This window comes from Mycobacterium sp. pV006 (assembly GCF_041287115.1).
Taxonomy (GTDB): Bacteria; Actinomycetota; Actinomycetes; order Mycobacteriales; family Mycobacteriaceae; genus Mycobacterium.
The window spans coordinates 123,770-145,154 of the sequence record NZ_JBGGKT010000012.1 but is presented as its reverse complement, the minus strand read 5'-3'; the positions used below and the strand labels follow the sequence as shown (position 1 = coordinate 145,154).

General features: G+C 66.7%; 20 protein-coding genes and 1 pseudogene. 10 read left to right on the top strand and 11 right to left on the bottom strand.

The window, feature by feature from the left end:
- Nucleotides 1-68: 68 nt before the first annotated feature.
- The 4 genes from ACAG25_RS18795 to ACAG25_RS18780 are packed head-to-tail and all read right to left on the bottom strand — an operon-like array spanning nucleotide 69 to nucleotide 4,403.
- On the bottom strand, nucleotides 69-1,049 hold the full coding sequence (locus ACAG25_RS18795) for a Ku protein (RefSeq protein ID WP_370489984.1): 981 nt from the start codon (nucleotides 1,047-1,049) through the stop codon (nucleotides 69-71).
- Nucleotides 1,049-1,990 (bottom strand): carbohydrate kinase, encoded by a 942-nt coding sequence (locus ACAG25_RS18790; protein ID WP_370489983.1) that lies wholly within the window; start codon nucleotides 1,988-1,990, stop codon nucleotides 1,049-1,051. The genes ACAG25_RS18795 and ACAG25_RS18790 overlap by 1 nt, the downstream gene beginning before the upstream one ends.
- Nucleotides 1,987-3,405, bottom strand: a complete 1,419-nt coding sequence (locus ACAG25_RS18785) for a mannitol dehydrogenase family protein (protein ID WP_370489982.1) — start codon at nucleotides 3,403-3,405, stop codon at nucleotides 1,987-1,989. The genes ACAG25_RS18790 and ACAG25_RS18785 overlap by 4 nt, the downstream gene beginning before the upstream one ends.
- Nucleotides 3,402-4,403, bottom strand: coding sequence for an NAD(P)-dependent alcohol dehydrogenase (locus ACAG25_RS18780; RefSeq protein WP_370489999.1), 1,002 nt, complete (start codon nucleotides 4,401-4,403; stop codon nucleotides 3,402-3,404). The genes ACAG25_RS18785 and ACAG25_RS18780 overlap by 4 nt, the downstream gene beginning before the upstream one ends.
- 110 nt (nucleotides 4,404-4,513) lie before the next feature.
- On the opposite strand from ACAG25_RS18780, the gene ACAG25_RS18775 reads away from it, so the two are divergent.
- Genes ACAG25_RS18775 through ACAG25_RS18755 form a run of 5 tightly spaced genes read left to right on the top strand, consistent with a single transcriptional unit; the run spans nucleotide 4,514 to nucleotide 9,866 of the window.
- Nucleotides 4,514-5,518, top strand: a complete 1,005-nt coding sequence (locus ACAG25_RS18775) for a sugar-binding transcriptional regulator (RefSeq protein ID WP_370489981.1) — start codon at nucleotides 4,514-4,516, stop codon at nucleotides 5,516-5,518.
- Between the two features lie 26 nt (nucleotides 5,519-5,544).
- Nucleotides 5,545-6,912 (top strand): ABC transporter substrate-binding protein, encoded by a 1,368-nt coding sequence (locus ACAG25_RS18770; RefSeq protein ID WP_370489980.1) that lies wholly within the window; start codon nucleotides 5,545-5,547, stop codon nucleotides 6,910-6,912.
- Nucleotides 6,909-7,886, top strand: a complete 978-nt coding sequence (locus ACAG25_RS18765; protein WP_370489979.1) for a carbohydrate ABC transporter permease — start codon at nucleotides 6,909-6,911, stop codon at nucleotides 7,884-7,886. Before ACAG25_RS18770 ends, ACAG25_RS18765 begins: the two co-directional genes overlap by 4 nt.
- Before the next feature lies 1 nt (nucleotide 7,887).
- Entirely contained in the window at nucleotides 7,888-8,757 is an 870-nt protein-coding gene (locus tag ACAG25_RS18760; protein WP_370489978.1) for a carbohydrate ABC transporter permease, read from the top strand.
- A gap of 23 nt (nucleotides 8,758-8,780) precedes the next feature.
- A complete protein-coding gene (locus ACAG25_RS18755) occupies nucleotides 8,781-9,866 on the top strand; it encodes an ABC transporter ATP-binding protein (RefSeq protein WP_370489977.1) in 1,086 nt (361 codons plus the stop codon).
- A 59-nt stretch (nucleotides 9,867-9,925) separates the two neighbouring features.
- Here the strand turns inward: ACAG25_RS18755 and ACAG25_RS18750 are convergent, their stop codons facing one another.
- A complete protein-coding gene (locus ACAG25_RS18750; RefSeq protein WP_370489976.1) occupies nucleotides 9,926-10,777 on the bottom strand; it encodes a hypothetical protein in 852 nt (283 codons plus the stop codon).
- 162 nt (nucleotides 10,778-10,939) lie between these two features.
- Between ACAG25_RS18750 and ACAG25_RS18745 the strand changes: the two genes are divergently transcribed.
- The gene (locus ACAG25_RS18745; protein WP_370489975.1) at nucleotides 10,940-13,225 is read left to right on the top strand and encodes an ATP-dependent DNA ligase; all 2,286 of its coding nucleotides are present in this window, start codon (nucleotides 10,940-10,942) and stop codon (nucleotides 13,223-13,225) included.
- A gap of 51 nt (nucleotides 13,226-13,276) precedes the next feature.
- Here ACAG25_RS18745 and ACAG25_RS18740 read toward each other — a convergent pair whose 3' ends face one another.
- Nucleotides 13,277-14,353 carry an NAD(P)-dependent alcohol dehydrogenase gene (locus ACAG25_RS18740; protein ID WP_370489974.1) on the bottom strand — a complete coding sequence of 359 codons (1,077 nt, stop codon included), beginning with the start codon at nucleotides 14,351-14,353 and terminating at the stop codon, nucleotides 13,277-13,279.
- Between the two features lie 160 nt (nucleotides 14,354-14,513).
- Here ACAG25_RS18740 and ACAG25_RS18735 point away from each other — a divergent pair, with 160 nt between their 5' ends.
- The gene (locus ACAG25_RS18735; RefSeq protein WP_370489973.1) at nucleotides 14,514-15,197 is read left to right on the top strand and encodes a cutinase family protein; all 684 of its coding nucleotides are present in this window, start codon (nucleotides 14,514-14,516) and stop codon (nucleotides 15,195-15,197) included.
- Nucleotides 15,198-15,269: 72 nt separating this feature from the next.
- Here the strand turns inward: ACAG25_RS18735 and rnhA are convergent.
- Together rnhA and ACAG25_RS18725 are read right to left on the bottom strand one after the other, a co-directional pair.
- Nucleotides 15,270-15,732: pseudogene (gene rnhA / locus ACAG25_RS18730) on the bottom strand (ribonuclease HI).
- Entirely contained in the window at nucleotides 15,729-16,370 is a 642-nt protein-coding gene (locus tag ACAG25_RS18725; RefSeq protein WP_370489972.1) for a glyoxalase, read from the bottom strand. The pseudogene rnhA and the gene ACAG25_RS18725 overlap by 4 nt, the downstream one beginning before the upstream one ends.
- A gap of 53 nt (nucleotides 16,371-16,423) precedes the next feature.
- On the opposite strand from ACAG25_RS18725, the gene ACAG25_RS18720 reads away from it, so the two are divergent.
- Nucleotides 16,424-17,077, top strand: coding sequence for a hypothetical protein (locus tag ACAG25_RS18720; protein WP_370489971.1), 654 nt, complete (start codon nucleotides 16,424-16,426; stop codon nucleotides 17,075-17,077).
- Between the two features lie 66 nt (nucleotides 17,078-17,143).
- Nucleotides 17,144-17,974 carry an LLM class F420-dependent oxidoreductase gene (locus ACAG25_RS18715; RefSeq protein ID WP_370489970.1) on the top strand — a complete coding sequence of 277 codons (831 nt, stop codon included), beginning with the start codon at nucleotides 17,144-17,146 and terminating at the stop codon, nucleotides 17,972-17,974.
- A 3-nt stretch (nucleotides 17,975-17,977) separates the two neighbouring features.
- Here ACAG25_RS18715 and ACAG25_RS18710 read toward each other — a convergent pair whose 3' ends face one another.
- Nucleotides 17,978-18,244, bottom strand: coding sequence for a hypothetical protein (locus ACAG25_RS18710; protein WP_370489969.1), 267 nt, complete (start codon nucleotides 18,242-18,244; stop codon nucleotides 17,978-17,980).
- Between the two features lie 29 nt (nucleotides 18,245-18,273).
- Complete coding sequence (locus tag ACAG25_RS18705) at nucleotides 18,274-18,987, bottom strand: class I SAM-dependent methyltransferase (protein ID WP_370489968.1); 714 nt, start codon at nucleotides 18,985-18,987, stop codon at nucleotides 18,274-18,276.
- Between the two features lie 172 nt (nucleotides 18,988-19,159).
- Here ACAG25_RS18705 and ACAG25_RS18700 point away from each other — a divergent pair, with 172 nt between their 5' ends.
- The gene (locus ACAG25_RS18700; RefSeq protein ID WP_370489967.1) at nucleotides 19,160-20,443 is read left to right on the top strand and encodes a glycosyltransferase; all 1,284 of its coding nucleotides are present in this window, start codon (nucleotides 19,160-19,162) and stop codon (nucleotides 20,441-20,443) included.
- On the opposite strand, the gene ACAG25_RS18695 is transcribed toward ACAG25_RS18700, so the two are convergent.
- Complete coding sequence (locus tag ACAG25_RS18695; RefSeq protein WP_370489966.1) at nucleotides 20,444-21,316, bottom strand: LLM class flavin-dependent oxidoreductase; 873 nt, start codon at nucleotides 21,314-21,316, stop codon at nucleotides 20,444-20,446. It lies immediately after the preceding gene.
- Nucleotides 21,317-21,385 lie beyond the last annotated feature (69 nt).

Here is a 21,385-nt window from a genome sequence, read left to right as displayed (position 1 = left end):
GGCCGCTTTCTGGAACACGTTCTAATTAGGTCACCGGTGTGCGAGCGGCGGCGATCACACGGCTGAGCTCAGCTCTTCTTCGCCGCGGCTTTCTTCGGGGCGGACTTCTTGGCCGGGGCTTTTTTGGCTGCAGACTTCTTCGCCGCCGACTTCTTGGCGGGTGCCTTCTTGGCGGTCTTCTTCGCCGGTTTGTCGCCGTCGGAGTCGTCGTCGCTGTCGGAGTCGTCGGAGTCGTCGGACTTGGTCGAGGAACCCCCACCTCGGCGCGCCTTCACGCTGGCTTCGAGCTTGGCCAACAGATCCGACACGTCCTCGGTCTCATCGAGTTCCTGGGGCTGTTCTTCGGTGGTGAACGCCTCGCCGCCTTCGAGTTTGGCCGAAATGAGCTCGCGCAACTGGTCCTGGTAGTCGTCGTGGTAGCGGTCCGGGTTGAAGTCGTCGGTCATCGAATCGACAACCTGGCCGGCCATCTTCAACTCGGCCGGTTTGACGTCGACCTCTTTGTCGAGCACCGGGAAATCGGGATCGCGGATCTCATCGGGCCACAGCAGCGTGTGGACCATCATGACGTCGCGCTTGCTGAAGTCCTTGACGCGTAGCGCAGCCAGTCGGGTCTTGTTACGCAGGGCGAAGTTCACGATCGCGATGCGGTCGGTGTCCTTCAGCGTCTTGGCGAGCAGTACGTAGGACTTGGACGACTTACCCTCGGGCTCAAGGAAATACGACCGGTCATACATCAACGGATCGATATCGCTGGCCGGCACGAACTCCAGCACTTCGATCTCGCGGCTGCGTTCCTCGGGCAATGTCGCGATGTCGTCGTCGGTGATGATGACCGTCTGACCGTCGTCGGACTCGTACGCCTTGGCGATGTCGCGATACTCGACCACCTCGCCGCAAACCTCACAGACCCGCTTGTAGCGGATCCGGCCGTTGTCCTTTTCGTGGACCTGGTGGAACTTGATGTCGTGGTCCTCGGTGGCGCTGTAGACCTTGACCGGGACGTTGACCAGGCCGAACGCGATGGAGCCCTTCCAGATGGACCGCATCAGCCCAGTATGTCCGATGCGGCGGCCCGATCGCGGGTGACACGGTCGGGCAGATCCGCGCCCGCACGCATCACGGTCAGCGCCGAGGTCAGGGTCGCCGCCCGCACCGCGCTGTTCAGTGCGTCCGTCCGGATCGCCGCGAGACGGTCGCGGCGCTGTCCGCCGAGCAGATCCATCGACCACAGCGCATCGATCAGGCCGGTCATGAACGCATCACCTGCTCCCACGGTGTCCACCACCTCGACATCTGGCGCAGATACCCGCACGGTGCCGTCCGCACACATCGCCAGGGCTCCGTAACGTCCGAGCGTCACCACGACGACCGAGATCCCCAGCGCCAGCCAGGTCGCCGCCATCTGTTCGGGCGTGCGTGTGGGGTCCAAGTAGTACAGGTCCTCGCTACTGACCTTGACGACATCGGAGATCTCGAGGAGTCGGTCGACGCGGGATCGCGCGACGTCCATGTCTCTGATCAGATCCGGTCGGATGTTCGGGTCGAACGTGACGGTGGCCGACATCCGGTAGGTGTCGACGAGGGCCTTGGCTGCCAGGCAGCCGGGTTCGAGCACCGCGGCGATCGATCCGGTGTGCACGACCAGTGGTGGGGGCACCTCGGGAATCCCGCTCAGTTGCCAGTCGATGTCGAAGGTGTAGGTGGCCGACCCGGACGGGTCGAGCACCGCGCGTGCGGTGGCGGTTCGCGGGGCGGTGGTGCTGCCCGGAACCAGCTGGGCGCCGGAGGATTCGACGTAGTCGGAGACGCGGCGGCCGCGCTCGTCGGTCCCGATGTGGGTCAGGAAGTCGACGTCGCGGCCCAATCGGGACAGCCCGACGGCGACGTTGAGCGGGCTGCCGCCGACGTGCTCGCGTGTCGGCCGACCGGCGCGCTCCACGATGTCGATCAGCGCCTCGCCGATGACCAGCGCCCTCCCGGTGGTCATGAGACCTCCCCGGCGACGAGTGCTTCGAGGGTGGCACGCGCGCCGACGCGGTGCAGCGAGTCCAGCGCCCACGTGTAGGCCTCGACGAAGCGCGGCTGAGAGGCGAGATCGCCGAACAGTTCGCGGTATTCGATGAACGCTGTGGGGTTGTCCCGCTGAGCTTTGGCGAGCGGGGTCAGCGCGTCGGCGCGGGAGTCCTGGACGTCGATGGGGTCGCCGTGTTCGTCGACCCCTTCGGCGTAGCGCGCCCAACTGGCCACCACGGCTGCCGACAACCGGACCGGCGCGTCGCTGTGCAGGTTCTCCCGGACCACCGGCAGGAGCCACTGGGGGATGCGGTCGGAGCTGCCGTAACAGAGCCGGGCGATGGTGTCCCGGACACCGGGGTTGGCGAACCGCTCGATCAGGGTGCGCTTGTAGTCGTCGAGATCGATGCCCGGTACGGGGCGCAGGGTGGGCGTTGCCTCGGAATCCATGTAGCGGCGCAGGAAGTCGGCGAACAGCGGGTCTCCGGCCGCGTCGTGCACGAGCCGGTACCCGGCCAGGTACGCGAAGTAGCACAGCGCTTGATGACTGGCGTTGAGCAGGCGCAGCTTCATCAGTTCGTAGGGGGTGACGTCGTCGACCAACAGGACGTCGACGTTCTCCAGCGGCGGCCGGCCGTCGGTGAACGAGTCTTCGAGCACCCACGCGGTGAACGGCTCGGCCACCACCGGCCATTGGTCGTCGACACCGAATTCGTCTGCCACCGTGCTGATCACGTCCGTGGTGGTGACCGGGGTGATGCGATCGACCATCGAGTTCGGGAAGCGGGTGTGCGTGCCGATCCACTCGGCCAGCCCGGGGTCGGTGAGCTCTGCGTAGGTGGTGAATGCGGCCTTCGCGACGTCGCCGTTGCCCTCGATGTTGTCGCAGGACACGATGGTCGGCGCCGCGATGCCGCGGTCCCGGCGTCGCGCGAGTGCCTGGGTGACCAGGGCGAAGACGCTGACCTCGGGCAGCGCGTCGAGGTGATAACCGCCCTCGGTGATCGTCAGCGAGATGACCCGGGTGGTGGGGGCTGCGAGCAACTCGATGACGCCTTCGGGATCGTCGGGGCCGTATCGGTAGTCGACGATCGAGCCGATCACCCGGGCCTCGCGCGTGCCGTCGGGTTTCTCGAGCAACAGGGTGTAGAGCCCGTCTTGGGCGCCCATCACCTCGGCCATCCGGCGGTCGCCCGGCAGGAGGCCGACACCGCAGATGCCCCATTCCGTCGCCTTGCCCTGTTCGAGAAGACGGTCGATGTACATCGCCTGATGCGCCCGGTGGAATCCGCCGACACCGAAATGCACGATGCCGACGGTGATTTCGTTGCGATCGTAGGACGGTTTGGCAACGTCGAGTTGTGCGAGCGTGCTCGTGTTGAGTCTCATGAGACCTGCACCATCGCCTTGACGCTACCCGGTGTGCGATCGGCGTTGAGGGCCTCGGCGGCTTGCTCCAGCGGGAAGCGCGCGGTCACCATCGCATCGACGTCCACGCGCTTGGACTCGATCAGGGCGATCGCCGTCGGCCACGTGTTGGCGTAGCGGAAGACGCCGGTGAGGACGAGCTCCCGATTCTGGATCACCTGCGTGGGCAGTTCCATGGTCTCCGCGCCGGAGCCGACGAGCACCACCGAGCCGGCGGGGCGGACGGTCCCGATACCGGCGGCCACCGCCGACGGTGCGCCGGAGGCGTCGATGAAGGCGTCGACACCCAGGTCGCCGGGCGGACCGGCGGTCGGGTCGAGGACCGAGGTGGCCCCGAAGCCGAGCACCTGACGACGGCGTGCCTCGTCCGGGTCACTGACGATGATCTCGGTGGCGCCGTAGGCCTGCGCGAGTTGGGTGATGACGATCCCGATCGGTCCCGCGCCGGCGATGAAGACGCGGTCACCGCCGCCGACCGCGGCCCTGCGGATCGCGGCGATGCCGACCGAGAGCGGTTCGCACAGTGCAGCGGCGTCGTCGGACACGGTGTCTGGGACGGGATGGGCGAACCCGGCGCCGATGGTGACGTAGTCGCAGAAGGCGCCGTCGATCGGTGGCGTCGCATAGAACTGCATGTGCGGGCAGAGGTTGTAGTGCCCGCGCCGCGTCTCCTCGGTGTCGGGGTCGGGTCGTTGCGGTTCGATCGACACCCGCTCGCCGATGCGTGTCGGGTCCACGCCGTCACCGACGGCCACGATGGAACCGGCGGCCTCGTGCCCGAGGATCAGCGGCGACTCGACCACGAACGATCCCACCCGGCCGTGCCGGAAGTAGTGGGTGTCGGAGCCGCAGACGCCGACCGACGACACCCGCACCAGCACGTCGCCGGTCTGCGGAACGGGTACCGGACGTTCCTGCATCTCGATGGTCTCGGGCGCGACCAGCACAGCGGCCCGCATCCGGCTCTCCGAGGAAGCTGTTGTCTGCGTCACACCGCCATGCTACCGTCATGAGCATCTGAACGGGACTGTGAGCATATGCTCACAGCCGGATGTGAGGTGGTGTGGTCATGGCGGTGTCGAGTCCCGACCTCGCCGCGACCTCCAACCGTGCCCAGCCCGAGGACCTTCGGCTCGCGCTGCGGGCTGCGACGTTGTACTACCTCGACGGGTTGACCCAGGCCCAGATCGCCACCCGGCTCGGCGTTTCCCGGCCCACCGCAGGACGATTGGTCGCCCGCGCGAAGGCACGCGGACTGGTCCGCATCGAGGTGGTCGTGCCGTCTGACCTGCGCGACGATCTGCATGCCGAGGAAGAGCGCGAACTCGAGGAACGGTTCGGCCTCACCGAGGTCGTGGTCGTCGGGCACGGCGCCGACGTCTCCGGGGCCGGCCGCCCAGCCGCGTTCGCCGGCGTGGGACGCGCCGCCGCAGCTCTGTTGATGCGCCGCCTGCTCCCCGACGACGTCCTCGGGTTCACCTGGGGCCCCGAGCAGGTTGCGGTGGCGACCGCGCTCACCCCGGGGGCGGCGACCTGTCGCGCGGTGGTCCAGCTCGACGGTTCGATGACGAGCGCGGCCTACCAGACCGGTGTCGAGCTGTTCCTCAGTCGATGTGCAGACACGTTGCGCGCCGAGACCATCCGCCTGCCTGCTCCGCTGTACGCCGACCCATCCACGGTGGCGTCGATGCGCAGCGACTCGATGATCTCGCGGACACTGGAGGCCGGGCGCCGCGCGGACATGATGCTTTTCGGTGTCGGTGCAGTGTCCACGTCGACCACGTTGTTCGAGGGCAGCTTCCTCGACACCCGCATGCTCGGCGAGCTCGTGGAACTCGGAGCGGTCGGCGAGATCGGCGGCCGTTTCTTCGACGCCGACGGCCACCCGGTGGCCAGCGAACTGCAGGACCGCGCCGTGTCGGTCCCGTTGGAGGACGTGCGTGCCTGTGAACGCACGCTGCTGATCTCCTCCGGATCTGCCAAGCATTCCGCCACTCTGGCCGCGCTGCGCGGCGGTCTGGCCCGACTACTGGTGTGCGACATCGACTGTGCGCGTTGGCTGCTGACGCAGTAGGCACCGCGGGAAGGGAAGGTCAACGGATGACTGGACACGTGTTACGCCGGATCGTGGCGTGTGTCGCCGCGGCCGGACTGGCATTCACGACGGGGTGCTCGGGAGCAGGCAGCCTGGGCGCGTCGGAGGACCAGGTGACCATCGCCCTGGTGTCGAACTCGCAGATGACCGACGCCCAACAGTTGTCCAGCGACTTCGAGGCCAAGAATCCCGGCACCAAGCTGAAGTTCATCACCCTGTCGGAGAACCAGGCACGCGCCAAGATCACCATGTCGACCGCGATGGGCGGCAGCGAGTTCGACGTCGTGATGATCAGCAACTTCGAGACACCCCAGTGGGCCCGCGACGGCTGGCTGCGCAACCTCAGCGAATACACCGCGCAGACACCGGGATACGACGAGCAGGACTTCATCCCGTCGCTGCGCCAGTCGCTGTCGCACGACGGCGACATGTACGCGGTCCCGTTCTACGGGGAGTCGTCGTTCCTGATGTACCGCAAGGACCTCTTCGAACAAGCCGGCATCACCGTCGACCAGAGCCCCGACTACCAGCCCACCTGGCCCGAGGTCGCCGAGTGGGCCGCGAAGGTGCAGACGCCCGACCGCGCCGGAATCTGCCTGCGCGGCAAGCCCGGCTGGGGTGAAGTGCTCGCACCGCTGAACACCGTGATCAACACCTTCGGCGGCCGGTGGTTCGACGAACAGTGGAACGCCCAACTCGACAGTCCCGAAGTCAAAAACGCCGTCAAGTTCTACGTCGACCTGATCAACGAGTCCGGTGAACTGGGCGCGGCCTCCACCGGTTTCCAGGAGTGCGCCAACCTGTTCGGTCAGGGGCAGACGGCGATGTGGTACGACGCCACCTCGGCGGTCTCGGTTCTCGAGGACCCGCAGTCCTACCCGGATCTCGTCGGCAAGATCGGCTACCTGCCGGCTCCGATCGTCGAGAAGCCGAACGCCGGCTGGCTCTACACCTGGGCCCTCGGCATTCCGCAGGGCGCCAAGAACCCCGACGGCGCATGGAAGTTCATCTCCTGGATGACCAGCAAGGACTACATGAAGCTGGTGGGGGAGAAGCTCGGTTGGGCCCGCGTCCCGCCGGGTAGCCGCACCTCGACCTACACCGAACTGCCCGAGTACGAGAAGATCTCGCAGGCCTATGGACCGCTGACCTTGCAGTCGATCGAGAACGCGACGCCGGACCAGCCCACCGTGGATCCGGTGCCCTACACGGGGATCCAGTTCATCGGCATCCCCGAGTTCCAAGACCTCGGCACCCGCGTCAGTCAGCAGATCAGCGCCGCGATCGCCGGGCAGAAATCGGTGGACGACGCACTGGCCCAGGCGCAGCAGTACGCCGAGGTCGTCGGCCGCACCTACCAGGAGAACTCATGACCGTCGCCTCCGACATCCCAGACACCTCAGGCGCCGCAACCGACGTCGCCGAACGGGTCCGGAAGATCAAGGAACGTCAGGACGTCGGCGTCAGCCGCGCCGAGGGATGGCGGCGGCGAGGACCGCTGCTACCGGCGTTGATCTTCATGATCGTCGTCACCCAGGTCCCGTTCGTGTTCACGCTGTACTACTCGACGCTGTCGTGGAACCTGGTCCGACCGGGGTCACGGCAGTTCGTCGGGATTCAGAACTACGTCGCCGTGGTCAGGGACAGCCAGTTCTGGTCGGTGGCGGTCAACACCGTCGTGCTGATCGTCGGGGTGGTGCTGGTCTCCGCATTCCTCGGACTGCTGCTGGCGCTGCTGCTCGACCGGGCGTTCCTGGGCCGCGGCATCGTGCGAACTCTGCTGATCACCCCGTTCCTCGTCACACCCGTTGCGGCGGCGCTGATCTGGAAGACCACCATCCTGGACCCCAACAACGGCATCCTCAACTGGCTGCTGTCGCTGGTCGGAATCGGCAAGGTCGACTGGATCGGGCAGTTCCCGCTGACGATGGTGATGGTGGTGTTGATCTGGCAGTGGACGCCGTTCATGATGTTGTTGATCCTCGCGGGCCTGCAGTCCATGCCGCGCGACATCCTGGAGGCCGGACGGGTCGACGGCGCGGGGGCATTCCAACTCTTCCGCGAACTGACGCTGCCCCACCTTCGGCGTTTCATCGAATTGGGCGTGGTGCTCGGGGCGATCTACCTGGTCAACACCTTCGACGCGATCTACATGATGACCCAGGGCGGCCCGGGCATCGCCAGCGCGAACCTGCCGTTCTACATCTACCAACGCGCGTTCCTCGGCTTCGACATGGGCCAGGCCGCGGCCATGGGTGTGGTGGTGGTCGTCTTCACGCTGATCATCGCGAGCTTCGCGCTGCGGTTGATCTTCAAATCGTTCACCGGCAAGGAAGAGGCTGCCTGAGATGAGCACCACCACTGTCGAAAAGAACGTGCAGACAACCGAATCGGTTGCCAAGCCCAAGAAGAATCGGCAGTTCAGCCCGTGGGCGCTGGTGGCGTGGCTGGTCGCACTCGGCTTCTTCTTCCCCGTCTTCTGGATGATCCTCACCGCGTTCAAACAGGAGTCCGACGCCGCGACCAGCCCACCGACACTGTTCTTCGCTCCGACGCTCGACCAGTTCCGCGAGGTGTTCGATCAGGCGATCGGGCCGGCGATGCTGAATTCGCTGTTCGCAACCGGCATCTCGACCGTGCTCGTGCTGCTGCTCGGGGTGCCCGCGGCGTTCGCGCTGTCGTTGCGCCCGGTACGCAAGACCTCCGATGCGCTGTTCTTCTTCATGAGCACCAAGATGCTGCCGATCGTCGCGGTGATCCTGCCGCTGTATGTGATCGTGTCCAACATCGGTCTGCTGGACAACATCTGGGCACTGGTCATCCTCTACACCGCGATGAACTTGCCGATCGCGGTGTGGATGATGCGGTCGTTCTTCCTCGAGGTCCCCGGCGAACTGCTCGAGGCGGCCAGCCTCGACGGCGCCAGTCTGTGGCGCACCGTGCGCGAGGTCATCCTGCCGCTGGTGTCGCCGGGTATCGCCGCGACCGCACTGATCTGCGTGATCTTCGCGTGGAACGAGTTCTTCTTCGCGGTGAACCTCACCGCGGTCAACGCGCAGACGATGCCGGTGTACCTCGTCGGCTTCATCGCCGGGGAGGGCCAGTACTGGGCGGTGCTGTCGGCGGCCGCCACCATGTCGGCGGTCCCGGTGATCCTGTGCGGCTGGTTCGCGCAGAACAAGCTGGTGCGCGGCCTGTCCTTCGGCGCAATCAAGTAGCCCCCGAACACAACGGAGTAACGATGGCAACGATCACCTACCGCAACGCCTCCTGCATCTACGAGGGGTCGGACAAGCTCGCGGTCGACTCGCTCAACCTCGACATCGCCGACGGCGAGTTCGTGGTCCTGGTGGGCCCGTCGGGGTCGGGCAAGAGCACCGCACTGCGCATGCTCGCCGGGCTCGAGGACATCGACGAGGGCTCCATCGAGATCGACGGCAAGGACATGACGGGCGTGCCGTCGAAGGACCGCGACATCGCGATGGTGTTCCAGAACTACGCCCTGTACCCGAACAAGACCGTCGCGGAGAACATGGGTTTCGCGTTGAAGCTGCGTGGGGTGCCGGCCGACGAGCGGCGCCGCAAGGTCGAGGAGGCCGCCAAGATCCTGGACCTCACCGAGTTCCTGGACCGCAAACCGGCGAAACTGTCCGGCGGACAACGGCAGCGCGTCGCGATGGGCCGCGCGATCGTGCGTGAGCCCCAGGTGTTCTGCATGGACGAGCCGCTGAGCAACCTCGACGCGAAGCTGCGCGTGCAGACCCGGACGCAGATCGCCGCGCTGCAACGGCGTTTGGGCACCACCACCGTCTACGTCACCCACGACCAGGTGGAGGCCATCACGATGGGCGACCGCGTCGCCGTACTGCGCCACGGAAAATTGCAGCAGTTCGCCTCACCCAACGAGCTCTACGACCGGCCGGCCAACGCGTTCGTCGCCGGCTTCATCGGCTCCCCGGCGATGAACTTGCTGACCGTGCCCGTCGCTGCCGACGGCGTCAAGATCGGTGACTCGACGTTCGAGCTGGAACGCGAGCACCTGAGCAAGATCAGCGAGGCTGGCCTGAGCGAAGTCACCATCGGCATCCGGCCCGAGCAACTCGAACTGTCCACCGACGGTGGGGTGGACGTGGTGGTCGACCTCGTCGAGGACCTCGGTAGCGAGGCCTACGTCTACACCCACGCGGGTTCGGGTTCCGGCGTCGAGCTGGTGGCCCGGTGCAATCCGCGCACCGCACCCAAGCTGGCCGACTCGGTCAAGCTGCGCCGCCACCCAGACGGTGTCGTGCACCTGTTCCACCCGCAGACCGGTGAACGCCTGAACTAGGGCGCGTCTTCTGTGGCGAGTTCTGCGTGAGGGTCATTGTCGGCTGTTCAGGACGACCCTCACGTAGAACTCGGCGGGGTCCACCCGCGCCGACGGAAGGCTTCGCGGACCCGATGCAGGATGAACTTCCGGCTGTGTTCGGCCACCACGCGAAGATCGATCCAGCCCTCGCGGTCGAGGAGTTCGACTCGGCCGATGTCGTGGACGTACTGGCCCCGGTTCGTCGCGTGATGAGCGCCCTCGTAGTCGAGGCCGACCTTCGGCTTGTCGTATCCCATGTCGATGAAGGCGGTGGAATGCCCGTCGGACACCCGGATCTGCGTCCTCGGCCGTGGCAGGCCGCCGTCGATGAGTGTGAGACGGAGCCGGGTTTCCTGCGGTGAGGCCGCGCCGGCGTCCATGAGATCCAACGCGGCATCTGCGGACCGGACACCTCGCGCACCGCGGTAGCGCAGGGCCAACGGGGCGGTATCGGCAGCGCTCACTCCGGTGGCGGCGGCCAAGGCATCGAGATGAACGACCGCGGCGTCGCGGGGGAGATGGCGACCGAGGTCGAACGCGGTGCGCACCGCCGAGGTCACCGGAAGGTCGCCGAGGTGGACGATCTCGTCGTCGCCCAGTCTTTCCTCCCGGACGATGACACCGTCCCTGCGGCGGCCGTGCTCGGCGATGATCTCGATCGGCGTGGTCGAGTCGACCCACTTCGCTCCGTGCAACGCCGCACCGGCGCGCCCCGCGATGACACCGCGGCGCCCTGTCCACAGCCAGGCGGCCGAGGCGTTGAGCAGCACAGTGCGTGGCGCGCCTCTCGGCACGTAAACCCCCGGATGGACAGCGACGTATCGCGCCCGCAGCTGTCCGCGGGTGAGCTTCCCGCGAGTGAGGGCTTCCCGCCCGATGAACGCCGACATGCGTCGATGTTCGCGACGACGCCCGACGGTGGACGTCCGCGAGCCGGGTCGCGAGCGTGTGGTTGTGGATGAAGCCGGCGTTGTGAACGGCCAGTTCTACGTGAGGGTCGTTGTCGGCCACACAGGACGACCCATATGTAGAACTCGGGGTAATACTTTGTCGTGGGCAATGGCGAGGATGGTTACGGGCGGGTACGGCTGACCAATCCGGACAAGGTGCTCTACCCCGCCACGGGCACCACCAAGGCGGAGGTGTTCGAGTACTACGTCGCCATCGCCGAGGCGATGCTGCCGCACATCGCCGGGCGGGCCGTCACCCGGAAGCGCTGGCCCAACGGCGTCGGAGAGCTGGAGTTCTTCGAGAAACAGCTGGCCAGCTCTGCCCCGGACTGGTTGGACCGCGGCACCGTCGTCCACAAGTCCGGTACCACGACCTATCCGGTGATCAACACCCGCGAGGGTCTGGCCTGGCTCGCGCAGCAGGCCTCGCTGGAGGTGCACGTTCCGCAGTGGCGGTTCGTCGGGTCGGGTGACGATCTGGTCCCTGGGCCCGCCACCCGCGTCGTGTTCGACCTCGACCCCGGCGACGGAGTGACGTTCCGCCAGCTGTGCGAGGTCGCCCACGAGGTCCGCGACCTGATCACCGGCATGGGGCTCACCGTGTTTCCGCTGACGAGCGGGAGCAAAGGCCTGCACCTGTACGTGCCACTCGATGAGCCGATCAGTTCGCAGGGCGCGTCGGTGCTCGCCAAGCGGGTGGCCCAGCAGCTCGAGAAGACGATGCCCAAGCAGGTCACCGCGACGATGACCAAGAGCCTGCGTGCGGGCAAGGTGTTCGTGGACTGGAGCCAGAACAACGGCAACAAGACCACCATCGCGCCGTACTCGATGCGTGGCCGCGACGAGCCGACCGTCGCCGCCCCGCGGACGTGGGAGGAGATCTCCGATCCCGATCTGCGGCATCTGCGTTTCGACGAGGTCCTCGAACGCGTCGACCAGTTCGGTGACCTACTCGCCGACCTCGACGAGAAGGTGCCCGTCGAGGACCGGCTGACCAAGTACCGCAGTATGCGTGACCCCGCGAAGACGCCGGAACCGGTTCCGCCCCGGCCTCCCGTCGCGGGCGACAACGACCGCTTCGTCATCCAGGAACACCACGCCCGCCGGCTGCACTACGATCTGCGCCTGGAACGCGACGGCGTGCTGGTCAGCTGGGCGGTGCCGAAGAACCTCCCCGACAGTCCCGCCGAGAACCGGCTGGCCGTGCATACCGAGGACCATCCGCTGGAATACCTCACCTTCCACGGCAGCATTCCCAAGGGGGAGTACGGCGGCGGGGAGATGACGATCTGGGACACCGGCACCTACGAGGCCGAGAAGTTCAACGACCACCCACCCGACGGGCCCGCCAAGGGCGGAGAGGTCATCGTCACGCTGCACGGTGAAAAAGTCCGCGGCCGTTACGCGTTGATCCAGACCGACGGCAAGAACTGGCTCGCCCACAGAATGAAGGACCAGCCGAATCCGACGTTCGAGGACTTCGCGCCGATGCTGGCCACCCACGGATCGGTCGAGAAGTACACCGCCAAACAATGGGCTTTCGAAGGCAAATGGGACGGCTACCGCCTGCTGGTCGACGCCGACCACGGCGAGCTCTGCCTCAAGTCGCGCAGCGGGCGCGACGTCACCGGCGAGTACCCCCAATTACGCGCCCTGGCAGCTGATCTCGCTGATCACCATGTGATGCTCGACGGAGAGATCGTCGCGCTCGACGAGAAGGGCGTGCCCAGCTTCGGCCAGATGCAGAACCGTGCCCGCGCCACCCGCGTCGAGTTCTGGGCGTTCGACGTGCTGCGGCTCGATGGCCGCTGGCTGTTGAAGGCCAAGTACCGCGACCGCCGCAAGATCCTCGAAACCCTCGCCGAGGGAGGCGGTCTCATCGTCCCCGACCTGCTCGACGGTGACGGACCCGAGGCGCTCGAACACGCCCGCGAACGCAAGTGGGAAGGTGTCGTCGCTAAGAAATGGGACTCGACCTACCAACCGGGCCGGCGCTCGTCGGCGTGGATCAAGGACAAGATCTGGAACACCCAGGAAGTCGTGATCGGCGGCTGGCGCCAGGGCGAGGGTGGCCGCAGCAGCGGTATCGGGGCGCTAGTCCTCGGCGTCCCCGGGACCGACGGGCTGGAATTCGTCGGCCGGGTCGGCACCGGGTTCACCGACAAGGCGCTCGCCGAGCTGAAGAAAACCCTGAAGCCGTTGCACACCGACGAGTCACCCTTTGCCGCAAGGCTTCCCACGCAGGACGCGAAGGGGGTGACGTTCGTTCGGCCGGAACTGGTCGGCGAGGTGCGCTACAGCGAACGCACCTCCGACGGGCGCCTGCGGCAGGCCAGCTGGCGCGGGCTGCGGCCGGACAAGAGCCCCGACGAGGTGGTGTGGGAATGACGGCACACGCGGTTCGCGAGGGCGGCCCATCTGCGGCGTCAGCTCTCGTACCTACTTCGGGGGCAGTAGTACCGGCTTGATGATCTCGCCCGCCAGGGCACGTTGTTCGACCGTGTTGATGTCGGTCAGGTCGAAGGTCTGGATCAGCTTGTCGAAGGGGAAGCGTCCGTCCTGCCACAACGCGATCAGTCGTGGGATGAACGTCTGCGGAACGGCGTCTCCTTCGAGGATTCCCCGCAGGGTGCGGCCCACAGCCAATGCCAGCGGGTCGATCACCAGATCACCCTGCTGCACGCCGACCAGTCCGAGCACTCCACGCTGGGTCAGCGCGTTGAGGGTCGGGCCGATGACGGCGGGCAATCCGGTGGTGTCCAGGCCGTAGTCCACCCCGGCGGGTGCGACGGCGCGTATCTGTTCGGTCAGATCCGCATCGCCGGAGACGATGATGTCAGTGGCGCCGAGTTCGCGGGCCAGTTCGAGTCGTTCGGCGTTGATGTCGACGGCGATGATCGGTCCGGCGCCGGCGACCTTGGCCGCCATGATCGCCGACAGACCGACAGCACCGGTACCCGTGACGACGATGCCCGTGCCGGGCGGTACGCGCAGCGCTTCGAGCACCGCACCCGCACCGGTCTGGATGCCACACCCCAGCGGGCCGAGCAGTTCCAACGGCAGGCTCTTGTCGTCGACGACGGCGTGGGTGGCAAACGACGACTGGCCGAACCACTGCCCGGCGACGGGTCGGCCGTCGGAGTCGGTGAGCTGCTCGGCACCGTCGACACCCGGACCGCCGAGGTTGCGCTCCATGAAGGTGTCGCAATACGCCGGCTGTGCTTGGCGGCAGTTGCGGCAGCGTCCGCAGGAGTCGAAGCTGAGCACGACATGATCGCCCACGCTGACGGAATCCACGGCGGTGCCCACCGCTTCGACCACGCCGGCGCCTTCATGGCCCACCACGATCGGTGGGGTGCCCAGACCCATGCCGGCGCGCGGTACGACGTCGGTGTGGCAGTGCCCGGCGCCGACGACGCGCACCAGGATCTGACCCGGGCCCGGATCGGGAAGCTCGAGTTCCTCGAGGGTGTACGGAGCTTGTTCGCCGCGTAGAACGGCTGCGGTGATCTTCATCGAGAGCGTCCTTACGATTCGGTGCCACTGATAGGCGAGTTGATGCGTCCCATTGTTGAGACAGGAGCCTGCGGATCGCCAGCGCCTTCGTCAGACCCGGCACTTGGTCGTGTGCGGGGACGTCGTCGCCGGCACCCACAAGCTGTGTCACCATGGAGAAATGATTCGCTGGTCTAAGTTTCTTCGGCTACCTGTCCTTCTGGCTGCCGCCGCGGTCGGCGGTGTGATTGCGCTGGTGCCGACACCGGTGGCCGCGGCGGCTTCCTGCGCCGACGTCGAAGTGGTTTTCGCCCGCGGCACCGCCGAGCCGGCAGGTCCCGGTTTCGTCGGGCAGAGTTTCGTCGACGCGTTGCGCCGTGAACTCGGAGACAGGACAGTCGGCCTGTACGCGGTGAACTATCCGGCCACCCACCGGTGGCCCACCTCCGTGATCGGCGTGAACGACGCCGGCGCACGCATCAAGCAGGTCGCCGCCGAATGCCCTGACACCAGCATCGTGCTCGGCGGCTTCTCCCAGGGTGCGGCGGTCGCGCAGATGGTGACTGCCGACGCTGCGGCCGTGCCACCGAACTCGTTCGCCTATGGCACCACGTCGCAGTTACCGGTCGCTGCCGCCGAGAAGGTGGACGCGGTAGCGCTCTTCGGTAAGCCGAATGACCGATTCCTGTTTTTGATCGGGCAGCCCAATGTTCCAGTGGGCGCATCGTTTGTGGCGAAGACGATCGACCTCTGCGCGGCCAACGATCCGATCTGCTCCAACGGGCTGGACCCTGCCGCCCACAACCTCTACCCCTCCAACGGGATGGTGGCGCAGGCGGCGGCGTTCGCGGCGGCTCGCGTTTGAGCGCCCGCTACGCCGCCGACCATGAACGCGAAGATCGCGGCAACCAACGCGCGGTGGCCTGAGTCTCACTGCTCAGCGTGTGGCCAGCAACGCTTCCTGCATGCCGCGCGTCGCGAGCACATCGGCCAGCTCGTTGTCGGCGACCCCCGAGTGGCCCTTCACCCAGAACCACTCGACTCGGTGTGGCGCACAGGCCAATTGGAGTCGCTTCCACAGGTCGACGTTCTTCACCGGTTGCTTGGCGGCCGTCATCCACCCGTTGCGTTCCCAGCCCAGCACCCATTTGGTGATGCCGTTGCGGACGTAGGTGCTGTCGGTGAACAGGTGGACCGAGACCGGCCGCGTCAACGCTTCCAGGGCCATGATCGGCGCCGTCAACTCCATGCGGTTGTTGCTCGTGTCCGCCTCGCCGCCGCACATCTCGCGCACGTGCCCGCGTCGGCGCAGCACCGCACCCCATCCGCCGGGCCCCCGGATTCGGTCGGCAGCCGCCATCGGTGTGGATGGTGACGGGCTCCTCGATGGACGCGCTCATGAGGTCCGAGGATAAGGGGCCGAGATCATCGCGGTCCGCACCGACATTCCCAACTCGAGGTTCCGCAGTGTGGTTATGCGGCGGCCCGGCTGCACCGCGTCCTTGACCGGTGCGGTGAGGTCACCGAAGAACGCGGCGGTGGCATCGATGTCGGTGACGACGTAGGTGATGCCCCAGAGCCTGGAAACGTCGGCGCCCGCGGAGTCGCGGGACCCGACGACTTCCAGGATCACGTCGCCGAGGCGGAAGAAGATCTGGCGGATGGGCCGCCCGCCCAGCTCGGCGTCGCGTTCGCGGCGCGGATGCACTCCGATGGCGGCCAGCGACGTGACTGTCCGCTGCAAATTCGGCGACATCAGGACGACGTGATCGATGGCCGTCACGCCGTTGGGGTGGGCACCGGGAGCAGCGCCCGGCGAATCGGAGCGTGTCGTCGGGATGCCGTCGAGTTCGTCGGGTGACTCGGGCGGAAGCCCACCCAAGGACCAGCCGACGATCCCGGTGCCGCGCTCGCGACCGAGCAGTCGGATGGCGACTCCGCCGACCGAGCACACACCGTCTGCGTCGACGTCGAACCCGCAGCGCGTCCACGCATCGGCGGGATCGGCGACCTGCAGCGCGAAGAGGGAGACGGTCATCGCCACAGGCTAGTTCGCGAGGTGTTGTCGGTACCCGCGCCTAGCTTCAGGGCATGGGTAGAAGTCGTGACGCCGTATCGGTGGCCATGGTGGTTCCGACGCCGGAGCTGCTCCGGCAGATGCTGCGACAACGTCCGACGTGCTGGCCGTGGGCGGCGTTCGCCTCGGCGCTCTTCCAACGCTGGGCTGCGCTGGAGGAACGCAAGATCGCGCAGGTGTGCAATGTCCCTGCGGCGCCTGCCACGCGTCTGCGCAGCGATGCGGAGGTAGCCGAGTTCGTCACCCGGCAGGTGCGTGGTACCGACGACATCGTCGCGCGGACGAATGCGTTCCTGGCTTCCCCGGACTTCACTGCGCTGTTCGGTTCCGCCGGTGACGAGAGCACCGCCGACGCCGACGGAATTCTGGCCGCCGCCGACTACCTCGGTGACTGCTACGAGTCGCTGCTCGAGCTGGCCGAGCGGGCGCGCCGGCATTCGGTCCCCGAGCCTCATATCGCGCTGCTCGCCGACTGCACGCGATTCTCGAATCAGCATCTCCAGGACTTCACCGGATTCATGAACGACGTGCTGCACCGCCTCGAAGAGATGCAGAACCGGGCGATGCTGGGCCAGAAGCCGACTCCCACAGAAACGGTGCGTCTGCGCGCCACCACCGACGATCGATTGATCTGGTCGATCCTGGATCGACTCCACGAGATCGGGTAACCCGGGCGCGGAATAGCGTCACGCCCGGCGATGTTGGCGTTCGTTGGGACGCGCAGGAGGTAGACGATGAAGTTCGGGATCTCGACGTTCGTCAACGACGACGCCATCGATACCGTCACCCTGGCGAAAGCCATCGAGGAGCGCGGTTTCGACGCGCTGGTGGTCGCCGAGCACACCCACATTCCGGCCAGCCGCGAATCCGCTTATCCCGGCGGCGGAGATCTCCCGAGCGTCTACTACCGCACGCTGGATCCCTTCGTCACCCTCGCCGCCGCGGCCGCGGTGACCTCCCGCATTCAGCTGATCACCGGCATCGCGCTGCTGATCCAGCGCGATCCCATCACCACCGCCAAGGAAGCCGCCAGCATCGACCTCATCTCGAACGGGCGGTTCGTGTTCGGTGTGGGGGCCGGCTGGAACCTCGAGGAGATGCGCCACCACGGCACCGACCCGAGAACCCGAGGAGCGCTGCTCGACGAGCGCATCGAGGCGATCAGAACGCTGTGGACCGAGGAGCCCGCCGAATACCACGGCCGCTTCGTCGATTTCGACCTGTCCTACCTACGGCCGAAGCCCGTCCAGCAGCCGCACCCGCCCATCCTCATCGGCGGCGATTCCGATGCGATGGTCAAGCGCATCGTCCGCCACGGCGCAGGGTGGATCTCCAACCCACTGCCCGTCGACCAACTGAAGCGGCGCATCGAACAGATCCGCGACGGCGCCGACGGTGACGTCTCGCTCACGACGTTCGGCACCCCGGCCAAGCCCACCTATTGGGCAGACCTGGAGGGGCTCAGTTACCGGCAGGTCAACCTGCTGCTGCCGACGTTGCCGCGCGACGAATCGCTGGGGATGCTCGACGAGCTGGCCGAGCAGGTGGCCGACTATCGCGGCTGACCGTCAGTCGTCGTCGTCGTCCTTCTTCTTGTCGTCCTCCGAGTCCTTCGACTTCTTGTCGTCATCGGAGTCGTCATCGTCATCGTCGGAGTCGTCGCTCTTGTCGGATGACGTGACCAACTCGAGCACGGCCCAGTGGCTCGGCGAGAGCAAGACCGACCACTCGCCCTTCTTCTTGCCGAGCTTGAGTACACCGTCGTCGAGGTCCCAGACGGTGTCGTCGCCGTGTTCGGATTCTTGTCCATCGGAGTAGGTGAGTTTGAATGCCATGCAGCGGAATGCCCGCAAACCAAGCCGAATTAAACCGCGCGCGTTCGGGCGATGAAAGTGTGCACGATGTTGCGCTGCCACCCCGGCACCGTCATCTGCTGCACATCGACGAAACCATTGCGGCGCAGGCGATCCTGGAACGCGCCGACGCCGTCGAACTCGTTGACGCTGCGCCGGAGGTACCGGTAGAGCCCGGCGTCGCCCGCGCGGATGCGACCGGCCGGGATTATCACCGCGGCGCAGACCGCATTCCAGAGCAGTCTCGCGGGCACCGAGTCGCGCACCGAGTACTCGTGCACGGCCAGCACGCCGCCCGGGCGCAGCAATGCGCACAGCGACCGCAACACCGGATCGGGATCGGGCAGGTTGCGGACCAGGTAGGCCGCCAGGATCCCGTCGAACGGTCCGGCCACGCCCGCCTCGGCCAGGTTCTCGGCGCGGCTGTGCACGAACCGCACCGTGTCCGGCCATGGTTTGGCGCGGGCTTCGTCGAGCATCCCTGACGATCCGTCGACCGCGACGATCTCGGCCATCGGCGCGACCTCGGTCAATGCCGACGTCGAGGCTCCGGTACCGCATCCGATGTCCAGCAGTTTCAGGCCTGCACCCCGGTTCTGCAGACCCATCCGGTGCGCCGAGAGTTTGAGGTGCTCGTGATACCCGGGGTTGGCGCCGACCAGGACGTCATAGGACTTCGCCCCCGCATCGAAGGCGCCAGGAACGTCGTAGCGACCGGCTGTCATCGCGTCCGACTCTACCGAGATCGCGCCGGTCTGCAGGCCAGTCCGCCATATCCGCGAAACTGATTGTGCAGCAACCATTTCGATTTACCGCATCCACTCACGCTACAGTCGACGAGTGTCAAGCAAGATCAGCACGAGGAGCCGGCCGGTTCCACGGACATAAGGACCAGGTTTGGCGCACTATCTTCTGGCCGCAACCCCGTTGCGGGGACATCTGATGCCGATGCTGGTGATCGGCTCAGGACTGCAGTCGCTGGGACACGATGTGACCGTGCTGACCGGCGCCGACCTCGCAGACGCGGTGCGTGACGCCGGACTGGACATGGTGGCCCTTCCCGACCGGGTGCGTATCGACCCGCCCGCCGCCGCGCCGATGCTGCTGCGCAAGCTGCCTGCGCCGCTGCGGCGCTTCTGGCTCGGCCGCGCCGAACTGCGGTCGGTGTTCGTCGAGCCCCTGGCTGCGCAGGCGCACGCGCTGCGCGCGATGCTCGACCACACGGCTGTCGACGCGATCCTGGCCGACGTCACGTTCACCGGAGCGTTGGCCGTCCTACTGGGCACGGCGCCCCGGCCCCCGATCGTGGCGTGCGGAGTCGCGCCGCTGACCCTCTCCAGCGTCGACACGCCACCGTTCGGGATGGCATGGCAGCCCCAGGAGGGCGTCGACTACAGCCGGATGACCAGCGTCGCCCACCGCGTCATCATGCGCGACAGCCAACATGCGTTCGACACCGCCTTACGTCGCGCAGGTGTCGGGGGTGGTGCACCGGTGTTCATCAGTGACTGGCCACGGCTGGCCGACGCGATGGTGCAACTGTCGGTCGCGGGCTTCGAGTACCCGCGCAGCGACCTGCCGGAGACGGTCGAGTTCGTCGGCCCGGCACTGCCGCCGGCGGACACCGCCTTCGAGAAGCCGTCGTGGTGGTCGGACCTCCAGTCCGCGCGGACCGTCGTCCTGGTCACCCAGGGCACCTTCGACAACACCGACCTCGATCAACTGATCACCCCGACCCTGCGCGGGCTCGCGGACCTCGACGATGTCCTCGTCGTCGCGACCACCGGCGGCAGGGCCGGCCAACGGCTTCCCACCCGGATCCCGGCGAACGCACGGGTAACCGACTGGGTGCCGTACTCGGCGCTGATGCCCCACGTCGACGTGATGATCACCAACGGGGGCTACGGCGGTGTGCAATACGCCCTGAGTCACGGGGTGCCGTTGGTCGTGGCCGGCGAGACCTCCGACAAGGCGGAAGTCGCTGCGCGGGTGGCGTACACCGGCGTCGGCGTCGATCTCAAGACCACGACCCCGACACCGCAGGCCGTGCGCGCGGCCGTGCTGCGGTTGCGCGACGACGACCGCCACCGCGATGCGGCGCAGCGGTTGTGCGCCGAAATCGGCCGTGCCACAACGATCGATGCGATCGCCAATGCGCTCAAGCGCTGCAGCGACGCGTGACTACACCTTGGCGATGACGTTCTCCGCGAACATTTCCAGATTGCGGATCTTGGCGTCGAGCGGTTCGGTGTCCTGCCCCGTGATGTAGGGAATCCGGAACCCGACGATCACGTCGGTGACGCCCTTGTCCTCCAGGCGCTTGATGCCGTCGGGGGTGTAGGCGTCGATCGAGATCACGTGGATCTCGTAGTCCTTGTTGTCGGCGGTGCCGGCCGCGTCGCGGAACTGGTTCAGCTTGGCCAGCAGGCCGTCGAGTTCCTCCGGATCCCCTCCGCCGTGCATCCAACCGTCGTTGCGGGCGGCGCGGCGCAGCGCGGCGTCGGCGTGCCCGCCGATGAGGATCGGCACGGGCTTCGACGGCGCCGGCGTCATCTTCGTCTTCGGGATGTCGTAGAACTCGCCGTGGAACTCGAAATAGTCACCAGAGGTCAGCCCGCGGATGATCTCGATGCACTCGTCCATCCGCTTGCCGCGACGGGCGAACGGCACATTCATCAACTCGTAGTCCTCCGGCCACGGGCTGGTGCCCACCCCGAGCCCGAGCCGGTTGTCGAACAACGCCGCCAGCGACCCGGCCTGTTTGGCCACGAGAGCCGGCGGACGAATCGGCAACTTCAACACGAAGTGGTTGAACCGCAGCGTCGTCGTCACCGCGCACAGCGCCGCGGTCAGCACGAACGACTCGATGAACGCCTTGCCGTCGAGGAACTCCCGGTTGCCGTCGGGGGTGTAGGGATACTTCGAATCCGACTCGAACGGGTAGGCGAGGCTGTCGGGGATCGTCATCGCGTGGTAGCCCGCCGCCTCCGCGGCTTTGGCCAACGGGATGTAGTACGTCGGGTCGGTCATCGCTTCGGCATAGGTGAAACGCACATCGCCTCCTGAATCGGGTGACCCGAATACTAGAACGTGTTCTAGTCCGCCGGGGCGGAATGTCGGGCG